The sequence below is a fragment of the Rhodomicrobium sp. R_RK_3 genome (assembly GCF_002198715.1).
Lineage (GTDB): Bacteria > Pseudomonadota > Alphaproteobacteria > Rhizobiales > Rhodomicrobiaceae > R-RK-3.
The window spans coordinates 33,463-49,301 of the sequence record NZ_MWLK01000030.1; the positions used below are offsets into that span (position 1 = coordinate 33,463).

Consider the following 15,839-nt stretch of genomic DNA (forward strand, 5'->3'; position numbering starts at 1 on the left):
CACTTGCGAATATCTCCGATATTTCCCGAATCATCGGAAGAACCTCATCCGTGGCAACGACGCAGACCGGCTCCGAGACGATCGGAGAAAACGCTTATCGCCGCATCAGGACGGACATCATTTTCGGCCGCGCCGCGCCCGGTCAGAAGCTTCGGCTCGAACGGCTGAAGGACGAATATGGCGTCAGCGTCAGCACCTTGCGGGAAATCCTCAATCGCCTTAGCTCGGAAGGGCTGGTGTCAGCCGAGGGCCAGCGCGGCTTCGAGGTGGCGCCCGTCTCGGCGGCCAATCTGCAGGAGATCGCCGCGCTTCGCATGCTGCTCGAAGGCCATGCGATGGAGCAGTCCTTCGCGGCCGGCGATATGGATTGGGAAGGCCGCGTGGTTTCCGCCCACCATAAGCTGGCCAGCATGGAGCGCCGCATGAATGACGGCGACCGCAGCGAGACCGAGCTTTGGAAGCGCTATGACTGGGAGTTCCACCAGGCGCTGATCTCGGCCTGCGGCTCCCAGGTGCTGATGGACACGCACGCGGCGGTCTTTGACAAATATCTGCGTTACCAGATGATAGCCCTCAGCTTCCGCGGCGATATCGCGGCGCGCGAGCACCAGACCTTGCTGAACTGCGCACTCGCCCGCGACGCCGCGACGGCGAAAGCGACGCTCGAGCGCCATGTCACCGGCGGCGTCGAGCACGCACTGGCCACCGGCAGCATTCGCTAGACCCAAATCCCGCGATCACATCTCCGTAAGCCGGCGCATCCTTGCGCCGTGCCGGAGCTTGTCCGCATCAGTCGAAGGCAAAAATCTCATACGAATGTTATTTCGCCTGTTGATCGGCGTTTGATTCGAGCTATGCTCGATCATGTGGTTTGCATTCCCGCGAAGGTGTCATGGCGACCATCAGGCTGGGCCTCATCGGCGACAATATCGAGCGATCGCAATCGCCGCGCCTGCATGTGCTGGCGGGCCGGCTCTGCGGGCTCGATGTGCGCTACGATCCGCTGATCCCCGCCGATATGGGCCTGGATTTTGACGCGGCCTTCGCGCTTTGCCGCGACGGCGGCTTTCGCGGGATCAACATCACCTATCCCTATAAGGAGACGGTCTTCGCGCGGCTCGACGTCGCCGACGCGACCGTCCGCGCGCTCGGCGCGTGCAACACCGTGCTGTTCGGCACAGGCGCGCCCTTCGGGGCCAATACCGATTATTCCGGCTTCAAAACCGCTTTTGCCGAGACCTTCGGCGGTGCCGCGCCCGGTGTCGTCGCCATGGCGGGGGCCGGCGGTGTCGGCAAGGCGATCGGTTTCGCGCTGGCCGAACTCGGCGCGAGTGAAATTCGGGTTTTCGACCGCGAGGCCGCCAGATCGGCCGCGCTGCGCAAGACGCTGTCCGGTACGGCGTCCCTGAAAGTGCATGTGGCCGAGGCCATCGAGGAAGCGGCCGAAGGGGCGGACGGCCTCGTCAACTGCACGCCGCTCGGCATGACCGGTTATCCGGGAACGGCGATCCCGCGCCATGTCCTCGCTGGCCGGAGCTGGGCCTTCGACGCTGTCTACACCCCCGTCGAGACGGAATTCCTGCGTGATGCGCAGGGCGCCGGCCTCGCGACGATGAGCGGTTACGAATTGTTCTTCTATCAGGGCGTCGATGCCTTTCGGATCTTCACCGGCCTGGACGTCAACCAGCAGGCCCTAAGGCGAAGGCTCAGTGAGCCGGACGACATGGAGCGAGCCGTCTAAGACGAACTCTCTCTGCACGCAAGCAACTTTGAAATAAGTCTGCGGTTAACTCCGCATGCCTTCTGAAAATCACAAATAATATTCAAATCGTTGCAGAAATGTGACTCTCTGCATTTTGCATTACGGCCGCATTCATTAAATTTAGACTCAATTGCGATTCGCACTTAAATTAAATTCCGTGCTCTGACGAGACAGATGAGCTCGATTTTCTAAGAAGATGGGGGGAATACGCATGCTTTATCGAAAGCTTGCGTTTGCGGCGATGCTTGTGCTCGCTGCCGGCGCAATGACTACGGCCCATGCTGCCGATCTCGGCAGCAAGGACGTGAGCGACCTCGAAGATCGTGTCGCCGAACTGGAAGCCACCGCGGCCCGCAAGGGCAACCGCAACGTCTCGCTGACCATTACCGGCATCGTCAACCGCGCCTTGCTGGCCTGGGACGACGGCGTCGACAGCGACACCTATATCGTCGATCCCACGCATCATTCCTCGCGCGTCGCCTTCAAGGGCGAGGCGGGCATCAATCCGGGTTTGAAATCGGGCTTCTTCATCGAAGCCGAGTTCCGTGACAGTTCCTCCGGCACGGTGTTCCAGGGCGACGACGAGGGCGTCGGCGGCACGCCAGGGGAGATCCGCATCCGCCACTCGAACGTCTATATCGACAGCGAAAAGCTCGGACGCATCACGCTCGGCCAGCAGAGCTCCGCCGCCAAGGACGTCAATACGATCAGCCTCAGCAACAACATGGACAATGCCAATATCGACGCCCCGCCCGCCTTCCGCGTGCGCAGCAGCGATGGCCGCAATACGGGCCTCGCCTGGGGTGACATCGCCAACGGCCTCGACGGCAATCGCGGCGATTTCATCCGCTATGACTCGCCGGCGATCTATGGCTTCATCCTGTCGGCGGCCTGGGGCGAAGACGATTATGTGGACGCGGCCATCCGCTTCAAGGGCGAGTGGAACTCATTCCGCCTCGCGGCCGGCATCGGCTATACCTGGGCCGACGACAGCGCGACCGGTGGCAAGATCCCCGAAGTGGAGCAGGTCGCCGGCTCGGCCTCGCTGCTGCATGTGCCGACCGGCCTGTTCCTGACGGTCGCCGGGGGCCAGCTCGACAGCGACGCGCTCACCAAGGAAGCGTTCTTCTATTATGCCGATACCGGCATCATGCGGAAGTTCAATTCCTACGGCGCCACAACCTTCTATGTCGGCCACGGCCATTACGAAGATTTCGGCGCGGGGCTGATCGGCAACAAACAGATCACCGGCGTGGCACTCGACGCCTTCCTGGTGGAGTCCTCCGAGGTGAACCGCTTTAGCGGCGGCGTCGTGCAGACTTTCGACGCTGCGGCGCTCGATCTCTACGCCCAGTTCCATTATTACGAGGCCGACCTCACCAAGGCCGGCGGCGACAAGGTCGATACCGAAGCGTTTTTCGCTGTGCTGACGGGCGCGCGGATCAAGTTCTAGATCACGATGAACGCGACAGCGAAGGCCGCCTCCCCATGGGCGGCCTTTTTCGCGTCTTCAAGCGGAGGAAACGAGCCTATAGCAACGCGCTCGCCGCCTTCATGGCAGTGCTCGACGACACGACCACCGATCTGCGAGACTGCGTCCCGGCTTTGGTGACACCACCTATCCAACCGACTGAGCCCGCTCTCTAACTCCCTGTCTTCAGCAGCTCGGCGCCGGGCAGGCCGCGCGCCTTCAGCGCCTCGCCGATCTCCTGCAGGATCGCCGGATCGTCGATCGTCGCGGGCATCTTGTAGGCCTCGCCGTCGGCGATTGCGCGCATGGTGCCGCGCAGGATCTTGCCCGAGCGCGTCTTCGGCAGGCGCTGAATCGTCAGAGCCAGCTTGAACGCCGCCACCGGCCCGATCTCGTCGCGCACCTTCTGGATGATTTCCTTCTCGATCTCAGCGGCCGGCCGCGTCACGCCGGACTTCAGCACCACGAAGCCCGCCGGCACCTGCCCCTTCAGCGCATCCGCAATCCCGATCACCGCGCATTCCGCCACGTCTGGGTGCCCCGACAGCACCTCCTCCAGCGCCCCGGTCGAGAGCCGGTGGCCGGCGACGTTGATGATGTCGTCCGTGCGCGCCATCACATGGACATAGCCGTCCTTGTCGATGTAACCCGCGTCCGAGGTCTTGTAGTAGCCCGGATGGTCCTGCAGATAGCTCTCGCGGAAGCGCTTGTCCTTGTCCCATAGCGTCGGCAGGCAGCCGGGCGGCAAGGGCAGCCGGATGGCCAGCGAGCCGGTCTTGCCGCGCGGCGCGGGCTTGTTGTGTTCATCCAGCACGCGCAGATCGTAGCCGGGCATGGGCACGGCCGGCGAGCCGTGCTTGACCGGCAGCACGCCCAGCCCGACCGGGTTGCCCGCGATCGGCCAGCCGGTTTCCGTCTGCCACCAATGGTCGAGCACCGGCTTGCCGAGCAGCTTTTCCGCCCATTTCAGCGTATCCGGATCGGCGCGCTCGCCGGCCAGGAACAGCGTGCGGAAGCGCGACAGGTCGTAATCTCCCAACAGCTTGCCCTGCGGGTCTTCCTTCTTGATGGCGCGAAAGGCGGTCGGCGCAGTGAACAGCGCCACGGCCTTATGTTCCGAAAGCACCCGCCAGAAAGCGCCCGCATTCGGCGTGCCGACCGGCTTCCCCTCATAGAGGATGGTCGTCGCGCCGTGCAGCAGCGGGCCGTAGACGATGTAGGAATGACCGACCACCCAGCCGACATCGGAGGCGGTCCAAAACACCTCGCCGGGCATGATGCCGTAATGATTGAACATGGTCCATTTCAGCGCCACCATATGCCCGCCATTGTCGCGCACGACGCCCTTGGGCTCGCCGGTGGTGCCGGACGTGTAGAGGATATAGAGCGGATCGGTGGAGGCGAGGATGGCGGCGTCGGCACGGTTGCCGCGGGCCTTGGCCTCGTTGAACAAACTGGTCCAGTCGTGATCGCGGCCCGGCGTGAGCGCCGCGCGCTCATCGGCCCGCTGAAAGATGATGCAGCCATCCGGCTTGTGCGCGGCGAGCGCGATGGCGTTGTCGAGCAGCGGCTTGTATTTGACGACACGCCCCGGCTCCAACCCGCAGGACGCAGCCAAGATCAGCTTCGGCTTGGCGTCGTCGATGCGGGTCGCCAGCTCGTTCGCGGCGAAACCGCCGAACACCACGGAATGCACCGCGCCGAGCCGGGCGCAGGCGAGCATCGCGATCACCGCTTGCGGGATCATCGGCATATAGAGGATGACGCGGTCGCCCTTGCGCACGCCCTTGTCGCGCAGCACGGCGGCGAAGGTCGAGACGTCGTCGAGTAGTTCGGCATAGGTGAAGCTGCGTTTCTGGCCGGTCATCGGGCTGTCGTAGATCAGCGCGGTCTGCTGCGCGCGTCCGCCCATTACATGCCGGTCGAGGCAGTTGAATGAGGTGTTGCACAAGCCCCCGGTGAACCAGCGGCCATATTGGCCTTGCGTGGTGTCGAAGATGCGCTCGGGCGGCTTCACCCAGTCGATGGCGGAGGCGGCCTCGGCCCAGAAGCCGATCGGATCCTGTTTCCAGCCCGCATAGACCTCGCGATAACGGCTCATGCTGTCCTCCCCTTGCGGCTTGGCTTTTTCGCGCGGACCGGCCGGCCATGCTGATGCGGCGGCATAGTGCGAGCGCTGCGAAAAGCTGACAAGCTATTCTTTATATCAGATGGCAGAAGGCTTTCGCGTTGCTGCTTATGGCATATTATAAAGCAAAGCTCCGGGAGGAAGGCTAATGAAGAACAATGCATATGCGATCGGGCTGGAAAAAAATCCGGCCAACTTCCAGCCGCTCACGCCTTTGAATTTCCTCAGCCGCGCCGCGCAGATTTTCCCCGACCACCCCGCCGTCGTGCATGGCGCCCAGCGCTTCAGCTATGCCGAGTATTATGCGCGGGCGCGGAAGCTCGCCTCGGCGCTGTCGCGGCTCGGCGTCGGCAAGGGCGACACGGTCTCGGTCATGCTGCACAACACGCCGCCGATGCTCGAAGCCCATTACGGGGTGCCGATGACCGGTGCGGTGCTGCATTCGATCAACACCCGGCTCGACGCCGCCATCATCGCCTTCATGCTCGACCATGCCGAGACCAAGGTCGTCATCGCCGACACCGAATTCGCGCCGGTGATCCGCGCGGCGCTGGCGCAGGCCGAGGCCAGGCCCATCGTCATCGACTATGCCGACCCCACATTCGCCGGCGGCGAGCGCATCGGCGGCCAGGACTACGAAGCCTTCATCGCGGAGGGCGATCCGGATTTCGCCTGGGAGATGCCCGGCGACGAATGGGACGCAATTTCGCTCAACTATACCTCCGGCACCACCGGCAATCCCAAGGGCGTCGTCTATCATCATCGCGGGGCGCATCTGCTGGCGCTCGGCAATGTGCTGGCGGGCAGCATCGGCAAGCACCCGGTCTATCTGTGGACGCTGCCGATGTTTCACTGCAATGGCTGGTGTTTTCCCTGGACCGTGCCCGCTGTCGGCGGCACCAATATCTGCCTGCGCTACGTCCGGGCGGACGCGGTGTGGACGGCGCTGGCCGAGGAGAAGGTGACGCATCTGTGCGGCGCGCCGATCGTGATGTCGACCATGCTCAACGCCGCGCCCGAGCAGAAGCGGGAACTCGCGACCAAGGTGCAGTTCCTCACCGCCGCCGCGCCGCCGCCCGAGGCCGTGCTCGCGGCGATGGGCGAGGCGGGGTTCGACGTGGTGCATGTCTACGGCCTCACCGAGACCTACGGTCCGGCCGTGGTGAATGAGTGGAAGTCCGAATGGGATGCGCTGGACGGCGACGGCCGGGCGGCGAAGAAGGCGCGCCAGGGCGTGAAATACGTGCCGCTGCAGGATCTGACCGTGCTCGACCCCGAGACCATGGCTCGGGTTCCGGCCGACGGCCAGACGCTCGGCGAAGTGATGTTCAGGGGCAATGTGGTCATGAAGGGCTATCTCAAGAACGAGGCCGCGACGGCGGACGCCTTTGCCGGCGGCTGGTTCCATTCCGGCGATCTCGGCGTCCTGCATCCGGACGGATACGTACAACTGAAGGATCGCTCGAAAGACATCATTATCTCAGGCGGCGAAAACATCTCGTCGATCGAAGTCGAGGACGTGCTGTATAAGCACCCGGCGATCGGGGCCGCCGCCGTGGTCGCCAAGCCGGACGACCGCTGGGGCGAGACGCCGTGCGCCTTTGTCGAGCTGCGGCCGGGCGCGTCGGCCACCGCCGAGGAGATCATCGCCCACTGCCGCCAGCATCTGGCTCACTTCAAAGCCCCAAAGCATGTTATTTTCGCTGAAATTCCCAAGACATCGACGGGAAAGATCCAGAAGTTCAAGCTCCGCGAGATGGCAGGCAGCCTATGAAGAATGAGTGCTCCTTTCAGCGCGGGCCGGGTTAGAGGTCGCCGATGGAACAACGCGAGCAGCGGCTGCGCGCCGCCTTGGCGCAATTGAAGCAGGAACATCGCGATCTGGACTCGGCCATCGCCAGCCTCGAACAGACCGTCCGCGTCGACCAGCTCCAGATCAAGCGGTTGAAGAAGAAGAAATTGCAGCTCAAGGATGAGATCGCGCGGGTCGAGGACGAACTTTTTCCCGATATTATCGCTTGAGCATAAAAAAGACTTCTGTTGCCGGGAGGGTGCGCTTCGGCTAGATGCGGGGCGACACAGCCATTCCGTTCGCAGGACACCGACATGGAGCAGCAGCCGGCTATCGGCATCATCATGGGCAGCCAGAGCGACTGGCGGACCATGCGTCGTGCTGCCGAGGCCCTGGACGAGCTTGGCGTTGCCTACGAGACGCGCATCGTCTCCGCCCATCGCACGCCTGAGCGGCTCTATTCTTATGCGAAGGAAGCCGAGGGGCGCGGCCTGAAAGTCATCATCGCAGGGGCGGGCGGCGCGGCGCATCTGCCGGGCATGACGGCCTCGCTGACGGCTTTGCCGGTTCTGGCCGTGCCGGTGCAGACCAAGGCGCTATCCGGCCTCGATAGCCTCCTGTCTATCGTGCAGATGCCGTCGGGCATTCCGGTCGGCACGCTGGCCATCGGCGAGGCGGGCGCCTTCAATGCCGGCCTGCTCGCCGCGCAGATCCTCGCACTCAGCGACCCTCCCCTTGCGGCCCGCCTTGCCGAATGGCGCAAGACCCGCGCGGCGGCGGTCGCGGAAAGCCCGTGCCATGATGGCTGAGCCGTTGCCGCCCGGCTCGGTGATCGGCATCGTCGGCGGCGGACAGCTCGGCCGGATGCTGGCGCAGGCCGCCGCCAAACTCGGCTTCAAGGCCAGCATTTTCGCGCCCGAAGCCGATAGCCCGGCCTTCGATGTCGCCGCCTTCCAGCATTGCGCCCGCTATGACGACGCCGAGGCGCTGGAGCGATTCGCCGACGAGGCGGACGCGGTGACCTTCGAATTCGAGAACATCCCCGCCGCCGCCCTCGCCATCATCGAGCAGCGCAGCCATCTCGCGCCGCCCCGCCTCGCGCTGGAAGTGGCACAGGACCGGCTCGCCGAGCGGCGCTTCCTGACCGGGCTCGGCCTGCCGGTCGCGCCTTTCGCCGAGGTCATGGGCGGCGCCGGCCTGCGCGCGGCTTACGAGACGCTGCCGGGAGGCCGCGCCTTCCTGAAACGCGCGCGCGAAGGCTATGACGGCAAGGGCCAGATGCGACTCGCGGACGCCTCCGCCCTCCCGGATGCCGAGCGCTGGCTCGGCGATCATCCGGCGCTCTTGGAAGCCGAAGTGCCCTACCGGCTCGAACTCTCCGCCATCTGCGTGCGCGATGGCCATGGCAGTCTCCTCGTCTACGATCCACCGCAGAACACCCATCGCGAAGGCATCCTGCGCGAAAGCCTCGTGCCCGCGCCGATTTCCGCCGAGATCGCGCAGCTCGCCCGCGACTACGCCGCGCGCATCGCCGAGGCGCTGGATTATGTCGGCGTGCTCGCCGTCGAGATGTTCCTGAACGGCGGCGATGCCGAACCGCGCCTGCTCATCAACGAAATCGCCCCGCGCGTCCACAATAGCGGCCACTGGACCGCCGAGGCCTGCGCCGTCAGCCAGTTCGAGAATCACATCCGCGCCGTGGCCGGCTGGCCGCTCGGCTCGACCGGGCGTCATTCCAACGCGAAAATGGTCAATCTGCTCGGCACCGAGGCCGATGGCTGGCGCGGCTTGATCGAAGACAACTCGACCCGCTCGCTGACGCTCTACGGCAAGAAGGAAGGCCGCGCGGGCCGCAAGATGGGCCACTATGTCGACCTCTCGCCGCTGACGCGCTGACGGCCCCGGACCAGGATTCTCGAAGAGCTTGAGCGCATTGCGGAAGCAGGTTAAGCTGCACACTGTAGATTTTTACGACGCGCAGGCGCCGCTCTCGCGCCAAAACCGCGCTTTTCTGCCTCGGCCGCCATGGACAGGTTGAGCGCGATCTGCTACATGTAGCGAGTGGCCAGAACATGCCGGGTGCGGATGCGTCCGGCATTTTGTGTCATTCACGAGGCCGTTTCAAAGCACTCAAACCGATGGAGACAGCGTGCAAGTCCATGTTCGCGACAACAACGTCGACCAGGCGTTGAAAGCCCTGAAGAAGAAGATGCAGCGGGAAGGCATCTTCCGGGAGATGAAGCTTCGCAATTATTACGAAAAGCCTTCTGAGAAGCGCGCCCGCGAAAAAGCCGAGGCCGTTCGCCGCGCAAGAAAGCTCGCCCGTAAGCGCATGCAGCGCGAAGGTCTGGTCGTCGGCCGGGGCCGCGCAGCGCCCGCGAAGCGCTAGCCGCCTTTACTGGGATAAAGCCCGGATTCACCGCCATTAAGCCGCCAACTAACCAATTCTGGCCGCATTTCTGGTGCACCAAAAAGATACTGGTCGGCGACGAAGCAAATTCCTTCGGCTTCGTTGCTTCACGTGTGAACTCTTGAGAAACCGGGATTGGCTGTTCCTATGGGATTGATCTTCAACCCCGGCTCAGGTGGCAGACTGGCGGTTTTGAGTGTTCTTTGCGCCCTTACAGGCTGCGCGACCGGCGAAGTGGCCGGCCAGCTTGCCCAGCGCCAGGCGCTGCAGGCGGAGCAGAAGAACAACATCGCCTCGCTCTCCGAGGTCATCAAGAACAATCCCAGCGATGCCAATGCCTTGAATTTGCGCGGCGCGGCCTATGGCGCGGCCGGTGAATATGACAAGGCGGTCGCCGATTTCAACGCGGCGCTGGCGATCAATCCGCAATATCCGCAAGCTTATGCCAACCGGGCGCTGATCCGTGTGCGCGGCAAGCAATTGCAGCAGGCCATCGCCGATTACGACCAGGCCATCAGCCTCGATCCGAAATATGCCGCCGCCTATGTCGGGCGCGGCAATGTCTACCGGATGATGAACAACCATCCGATGGCCATCGCCGACCTGTCGCGCGCCATCGAGATCCAGCCCGACCCGGTCGCGCATTTCAATCGCGGCCTCAGCCGTCAGGCGGTCGGCCAGCACGCCCAGGCCATCGACGATTTCGACAATGTGCTCGGCTTCAAGCCCGACGCGCCCGAGGTCTATCACGCCAAGGGCCTGAGCGAGCTGGAGTTACAGAAATACGAGCAGGCCTTCGACGACTTCCACAAGGCCGCTCAGGGCAGCAAGGACAATTACGAAGCCTGGGCCCTGCGCGGCAAGGCCGCCGAGGGTATGGGCGCCAAGAAGGAAGCCGCCCGCGCCTATCAGCGCGCGCTCCAGATCAACCCCAGCTTCCGCCCAGCGCGCGAAGGTCTAGACCGCGTCGGCCGCAACGAAGCCGGCACCGGGCATTCCGGGATCCTGGGGATTTTCTAAGGGCGCGTCGCCCCGCCCCCTCCGTTGCCCCGGCCGAAGAGCCCGGGGCCTACTCGCCTCACCTCTTTCCACAGTGCTCGCGGCGTCCGGGACGACGAGTGCGCAGCGACAGCTACCGCCCCTGCCGCGTGCATCCCTCGCGGCATGAGGCGGGGATTGTGCCGCGTGGAAGCGTCCGCTCGCTCTTGAAGCCGTCGAGGAAGCTGCGGACCTTGTCGAAGGCGCCATGCTCATAGAGCGTGTAATGCGTCGCCTCGTCGATGAAATAGGCTTTTTTCGGCCCCGGCGCCGCCGCGAACAGCTTGCGAGCCAGCGACGGCGGCACGATTCGGTCCCGCTCGCCATGCAGCACCAGCAGCGGCGCCTTCACCTCGCCGATATAGGTGATCGATTCGAAGCGGTCCTTCAGCAGCCAGTAAACGGGCAGATAGGGGTAGAGATGTGCCCCGACATCGACCGCCGACGAGAACGGCGATTCGAGCACCACGCCCGCCGGCTGACGCTTGGCCGCGACCTGGATCGCCACGCCCGTCCCCAATGATTCGCCGTAGATGACGATCTTGCTGTCCGCTGGCGTGAAGCTCGATAGCTTGTCGAAGGCCATCAGCGCGTCCTCGACGATCTTGGTCTCCGACGGCGTGCCGGTGCTGCCGGAAAAACCGCGATAGGCCAGCAAAAACACGCCATAGCCTTGCGAGCGGTAAAGCTGCACGCGTCCCACCCGGTGCAGCAGCGCCCCGGCATTGCCATGCAGATAGAACAGCGTCGGCTGGCCCGGTTCCGGCATGGCGTACCAGGCGACGAGCGTCTGGCCGTCAGGGGTGTGCAGTTCCATCTCGGCGACATTGGTCAGCCCGAGCACATCCGGGGCGACATGCAGATCGGAGGTGTGGAAAATATAGTTCCGTTGAAGGATATAGTAACTGGCAATAATGGATAAATACGCGGCCGAAATCAGAGCCAGTAAACGCGCCGGACGCATCGCAATACCCTGAACAACGACGAGTTTTTCAATAACTCATTCGTTTATAGGGGACGCCGATGGAAATAGGCTTAACCCTTCCCGCCAAATTTGCCGGAAGCTGTTGCGGCGAGGTGCCGGAGGGCCGGTTGGTTGACGCCCGCCTAGAAGAGGATAGGGATCGGACCTCGGCCGAGGCCCGGCCCCCCGCTTCGCCTCGCGCGTGCGCCCGGAAGGCCGGGCGGTCGAGCCGCTCCTTGGTGCTTTGGAGGGGAGGCAGAGGAGCTGGGTCGCGCCTGCCCCGCCGTCGGGAAGCGGCGGCCACCGCCGCGCGAGCACCGGCGCGGCACCCTCGCGGGCGAAGCGGGTCGAGCCGCCGGCGCCTTCCGCCCGTTGGGGCAAGCGGATCAAGGCGCGGCGTGCTCACTACCGAATCCGCTATTTCGCCTCTTGCGGCTTCTCCTGCTGCTTGTCCTGCAGCCGGTCATGCCAGCGCTCCGTCAGCTCGCGCCGCTGCTCGGGGGTCAGCACGGCGGCGGCTTCGGTCAGCGCCTGGACCGCGCGTTTTGAGGCGGCGTCGGCGTTGCTGATCTGCTGGGCGCGGAGCGCTTCGAAGGCGGCCGGATCAATGGTGTCGGCCCGAAGCAGCTCGACGAATTTGGCGCGCATCTCGCGCGGATGCAGGTTCAGCGCGGCGATGTCGGTGATCGCGGTCTTGGCGATCGCGGTGACCTTGCCCTTCTGCTCGTCGCTGGCGTCCACCCGGGTCAGCATCCGGTCGACGCGGTGGTCAACGCGCTTGGCCATGCGCTCGGCATTGAAGCCATGATGGCCGCCGCCCCACATCCACCAGGGCGCGGCGCTGGCGTGCCCGATGGCATAGCCGGAGGCGGCGCCGATGGCCATCAGTCCCACCGCTGCCACCGCGCCTCTCCAGCGGCGGCGCCTACGGATGCGAGGCTCCTGTGACGCGCCGTCCTGGCCGTTGGTTCCTAAATCGGTCATCTCCGTCTCCTTCTCGGGTCGAGCCTTGCGTGCTTGGCTAAACCGAATGTGGCCCCCCGCCTGTTTCCGGCGAACGGTTCCTATGTAAAGATTCGTAAAGCGGCCCCGAAGGGTCGCGCTTTCCATAAGTCATGATAGACTGCGCCCATGTGCGGACGTTTCACGCAGACTGACAGGGACTTGCCCGGCCTCGACCTCGCCGTGCTGGACGAGGCGCACGCGGACAGCCCGCCGCCGGCCCGTTTCAATGGCGCACCGTCGCAGGATTTCTGGGTCGTCCGCCGCCATCCCGAGACCGGCGCCTACCATAAGGACCGGCTGATCTGGGGGCTGATTCCCTATTGGACCAAGGATCCGAGCGGCGGCCGCCGTTCGATCAACGCCAAATCCGAAACCGTCGCCGACCTGCCGAGCTTCCGCGGCGCCTATGCCAAGCGGCGCTGCATCGTGCCGGTCGACAATTTCTTCGAATGGCGCAAGACCACGCCGCCGAAACTCCCCTATGCCATCGGCATGAAGGACGGCTCGCCCTTCGGCCTCGCCGCGATCTGGGAGAATTGGCGGCACCCCGAGACCGGTGACTATATCCGCACCTTCTGCATCCTGACCTGCGCGGCCAATGCGCTGATCTCGACCATCCACGACCGGATGCCGGTGATCCTGGCGCCGGAGGATTATCACCGCTGGCTGTCGCCGATGGAGCCGCATCCGCATGAGCTGATGACGCCCTATCCCTCCGAGCTGATGCGGATGTGGGCCGTCTCGACGCGGGTCAACTCGCCGAAAAACGACGATCCCGACCTGCTGACCCCGCTTGAATGAGCCCCGCGCCACCTACGGCGAGCATAGGCGGGCGAGCGCCGAATTCTTCGAAACGATTATGGAAATGGGAGAACTGCTATTTGATTGCGGGGCGCCGATACTGCATATCTCCGGGCGGGGCCGAGACTGACGAAAGGCATCATTTATGAACAAAGATAACAAAGACCATCTGGACAAGGGGGAAAGGCAAATTGTTTCCTCCAGACATCTTGCGACAGAAAAGGGCTGGCAGCTTTCGGAATATGAGTACGGGCTTATCATGGCGTTTCACGCCTTCAGCCGCTGGATGACGCGCTGCATGGCGGCGGCCGGCAACCAGGAAATGAGCCCTCTGGATATCCTTGTTCTGCATCACGTCAACCACCGCGACCGCCAGAAGCGGCTCTCCGACATCTCCTTCCTGCTCAATGTCGAGGATGTGCACACGGTCAATTACGCGCTGAAGAAGCTGGTCAAATCCGGCCTGATCGCCGGCGAGCGCAATGGCAAGGAAATCTTCTACAGCACCACCAAGACCGGCGTCGCGCTGTGCGAGACCTATCGCGAAGTGCGCGAGCAATGCCTGGTCGGCAGCCTGAAGACGATGGATTTCAACCCGGATGAATTGCGCCGCGTCGCCGGAATGCTCAGGACCCTGTCGGGCTTCTACGACCAGGCTTCGCGCTCTGCAGCCTCGCTTTAGGGCGAGACGCGGCTTGGTGTGCCGCGAGCTTAGAAGCCTCTCGAAACGCCGCCACGCCAGCCCTCTCCCCCCGCCGGGAGAGGGAGTTTGGCCGCGGCTGGAACTGGCGCATCCTTACTTCCGGCGCTAGATCGCATCCGCCGGCACGGGTTCAAGCAGCTTCTTGTTGGCGGAATAGTCGATCGGCGCGACGACGATCTGGACGCCGCCTTCCGCCATCGCCCGCCGCAGTGCGGGCGCCAGCTCTTCCGCCGAATTCACCCGCACGCCCTTGGCGCCATAGGCCTCGGCATAAGCGACGAATTCGGGGTTCTGGAAGGTCAGGCCGAAATCGGCAAAGCCTTCGGCTTCCTGCTTCCAGCGGATCATGCCGTAAGCGTTGTCCTCGATGATGAGCACCGTAAGGCTGACGCCGAGCCGGATCGCGGTCTCCAGCTCCTGCGAATTCATCATGAAGCCGCCATCGCCGCAGACGGCCACCACCTTGCGCTCGGGGTAGAGCAGCGCCGCCTCGATCGCGGCGGGCAGCCCTGCGCCCATGCTGGCCAGCGCATTGTCGAGCAGCAGCGTATTGGCGACATGGGTCCGGTAATTGCGCGCGAACCAGATCTTGTACATGCCGTTGTCGAGGCTGAGGATGCCGTCGTCCGGCAGCACCTTGCGCACGTCGGCGACCAGCCTTTGCGGGGCGATCGGGAAGCGCTCGTCGTCCGCGCCTTCGGCGATGCGCGCCCACAGCGCCTTGCGCTTCTCCAGCAGCGGGCCAACGTCGAAACGCGCGCCCTGCAGCCGCCGCGACAGCCGCGTCGCGCTGTCGCCGATATCGCCGACGACTTCGAGCTGCGGCCGGTAGATCATGTCGATATCGGCGATGTTGAAATCCATATGAATCACGGTCGGGCCGCTATCATGCATGATGAAAGGCGGCTTCTCGACCGTGTCATGGCCGATGGCCAGGATCATATCGGCCTTCTCGATGATGCGATGGATGTAGTCGTCCTGCGACAGCGCCGCCGTGCCGAGGAACAGATGCGAGACGCCATCCACCGCGCCCTTGCCCATCTGGGTGTTGAAGACCGGAATGCCGAGCGAGGCGATGGCGGGCGACAGCACGCGGGAGAGGCCGGGCCGGTTCGCGCCGCCGCCGATCATCACCAGGGGATGCTTCGCCCGCAAGAGCAGTTGCGCCGCCGCTTCGATCGCCGCTTCCGGCGCGATGGGGTGATGATAGGGCGTCACCGGCACCAGCTCGTAATGCTCGACCTCCTGGGCGGCGATGTCCTCGGGCAGCTCCAGATGCACCGGGCCGGGGCGCTCTTCCTGCGCGATGCGGAAGGCGTCGCGGACCATGGTCGGGATATTGTGCGCGTCGATGATCTGCTTCGCCTGTTTTGTCAGCGGTTCCATCATGCCGACCGCGTCGATGATCTGGAAGCGGGCCTGCCGGCTTTGCAGGATCGGCTTCTGGCCGGTGATCATCAGCATCGGCAGCCCGCCAAGCAGAGCGTAGGCCGCGCCGGTGACGAGGTTGGTCGCGCCCGGCCCGAGCGTCGAGAAGCAGACGCCCGGCTTGCCGGTCAGGCGGCCATAGGTGGCGGCCATGAAGGCGGCCGCCTGCTCATGCCGTGTCACCACCAGCTTGATGGATGAGGTGCGCAGGGATTCCAGGAAATCCAGGTTTTCCTCGCCGGGCAGGCCGAACACATAGTCGACGCCCTCATTTTCGAGCGCCCGCACCAGAATGTCGGAACCCTTGCTCATGGCTTACCCTTTTTGTCGTTGCCCG

The 15,839-nt window shown here is 64.2% G+C and carries 15 protein-coding genes; 11 read left to right on the forward strand and 4 right to left on the reverse strand.

Going from position 1 to position 15,839, the window contains the following annotated elements:
* Positions 1–50: 50 nt before the first annotated feature.
* The 3 genes from BLEFHOIH_RS16510 to BLEFHOIH_RS16520 all read left to right on the forward strand — a co-directional run bounded on the left by BLEFHOIH_RS16510 (position 51) and on the right by BLEFHOIH_RS16520 (position 3,215).
* Positions 51–722 (forward strand): GntR family transcriptional regulator, encoded by a 672-nt coding sequence (locus BLEFHOIH_RS16510; RefSeq protein ID WP_088347126.1) that lies wholly within the window; start codon positions 51–53, stop codon positions 720–722.
* A gap of 170 nt (positions 723–892) precedes the next feature.
* A complete protein-coding gene (locus BLEFHOIH_RS16515) occupies positions 893–1,741 on the forward strand; it encodes a shikimate dehydrogenase (RefSeq protein WP_088347127.1) in 849 nt (282 codons plus the stop codon).
* Positions 1,742–2,027: 286 nt separating this feature from the next.
* A complete protein-coding gene (locus BLEFHOIH_RS16520; RefSeq protein WP_125461755.1) occupies positions 2,028–3,215 on the forward strand; it encodes a hypothetical protein in 1,188 nt (395 codons plus the stop codon).
* A 190-nt stretch (positions 3,216–3,405) separates the two neighbouring features.
* Here the strand turns inward: BLEFHOIH_RS16520 and BLEFHOIH_RS16525 are convergent, their stop codons facing one another.
* Entirely contained in the window at positions 3,406–5,334 is a 1,929-nt protein-coding gene (locus BLEFHOIH_RS16525) for a propionyl-CoA synthetase (protein ID WP_088347129.1), read from the reverse strand.
* A 175-nt stretch (positions 5,335–5,509) separates the two neighbouring features.
* Between BLEFHOIH_RS16525 and BLEFHOIH_RS16530 the strand changes: the two genes are divergently transcribed.
* From BLEFHOIH_RS16530 to BLEFHOIH_RS16555, 6 genes are all read left to right on the forward strand, one after another.
* Positions 5,510–7,135 carry an acyl-CoA synthetase gene (locus BLEFHOIH_RS16530; RefSeq protein ID WP_088347130.1) on the forward strand — a complete coding sequence of 542 codons (1,626 nt, stop codon included), beginning with the start codon at positions 5,510–5,512 and terminating at the stop codon, positions 7,133–7,135.
* Positions 7,136–7,179: 44 nt separating this feature from the next.
* Positions 7,180–7,383 (forward strand): DUF465 domain-containing protein, encoded by a 204-nt coding sequence (locus tag BLEFHOIH_RS16535; RefSeq protein WP_088347131.1) that lies wholly within the window; start codon positions 7,180–7,182, stop codon positions 7,381–7,383.
* Between the two features lie 84 nt (positions 7,384–7,467).
* A complete protein-coding gene (gene purE, locus BLEFHOIH_RS16540; RefSeq protein WP_088347132.1) occupies positions 7,468–7,962 on the forward strand; it encodes a 5-(carboxyamino)imidazole ribonucleotide mutase in 495 nt (164 codons plus the stop codon).
* Positions 7,952–9,049 (forward strand): 5-(carboxyamino)imidazole ribonucleotide synthase, encoded by a 1,098-nt coding sequence (locus tag BLEFHOIH_RS16545; RefSeq protein WP_210191590.1) that lies wholly within the window; start codon positions 7,952–7,954, stop codon positions 9,047–9,049. Before purE ends, BLEFHOIH_RS16545 begins: the two co-directional genes overlap by 11 nt.
* A gap of 253 nt (positions 9,050–9,302) precedes the next feature.
* Positions 9,303–9,542 (forward strand): 30S ribosomal protein S21, encoded by a 240-nt coding sequence (gene rpsU / locus BLEFHOIH_RS16550; protein WP_088347134.1) that lies wholly within the window; start codon positions 9,303–9,305, stop codon positions 9,540–9,542.
* A 213-nt stretch (positions 9,543–9,755) separates the two neighbouring features.
* Positions 9,756–10,583, forward strand: a complete 828-nt coding sequence (locus BLEFHOIH_RS16555) for a tetratricopeptide repeat protein (RefSeq protein ID WP_170937202.1) — start codon at positions 9,756–9,758, stop codon at positions 10,581–10,583.
* Between the two features lie 112 nt (positions 10,584–10,695).
* Here BLEFHOIH_RS16555 and BLEFHOIH_RS16560 read toward each other — a convergent pair whose 3' ends face one another.
* Both BLEFHOIH_RS16560 and BLEFHOIH_RS16565 read right to left on the reverse strand, forming a co-directional pair.
* Complete coding sequence (locus BLEFHOIH_RS16560; RefSeq protein ID WP_210191850.1) at positions 10,696–11,445, reverse strand: alpha/beta hydrolase; 750 nt, start codon at positions 11,443–11,445, stop codon at positions 10,696–10,698.
* Between the two features lie 537 nt (positions 11,446–11,982).
* Positions 11,983–12,549: a Spy/CpxP family protein refolding chaperone gene (locus tag BLEFHOIH_RS16565; RefSeq protein ID WP_170937203.1), complete on the reverse strand. Its 567-nt coding sequence runs from the start codon at positions 12,547–12,549 to the stop codon at positions 11,983–11,985.
* 147 nt (positions 12,550–12,696) lie between these two features.
* Here BLEFHOIH_RS16565 and BLEFHOIH_RS16570 point away from each other — a divergent pair, with 147 nt between their 5' ends.
* Together BLEFHOIH_RS16570 and BLEFHOIH_RS16575 are read left to right on the forward strand one after the other, a co-directional pair.
* Complete coding sequence (locus tag BLEFHOIH_RS16570; RefSeq protein ID WP_088347138.1) at positions 12,697–13,371, forward strand: SOS response-associated peptidase; 675 nt, start codon at positions 12,697–12,699, stop codon at positions 13,369–13,371.
* Between the two features lie 259 nt (positions 13,372–13,630).
* Positions 13,631–14,053, forward strand: a complete 423-nt coding sequence (locus BLEFHOIH_RS16575) for a winged helix DNA-binding protein (RefSeq protein ID WP_245297048.1) — start codon at positions 13,631–13,633, stop codon at positions 14,051–14,053.
* A gap of 126 nt (positions 14,054–14,179) precedes the next feature.
* On the opposite strand, the gene BLEFHOIH_RS16580 is transcribed toward BLEFHOIH_RS16575, so the two are convergent.
* The gene (locus tag BLEFHOIH_RS16580; RefSeq protein WP_088347140.1) at positions 14,180–15,814 is read right to left on the reverse strand and encodes an acetolactate synthase large subunit; all 1,635 of its coding nucleotides are present in this window, start codon (positions 15,812–15,814) and stop codon (positions 14,180–14,182) included.
* Positions 15,815–15,839 lie beyond the last annotated feature (25 nt).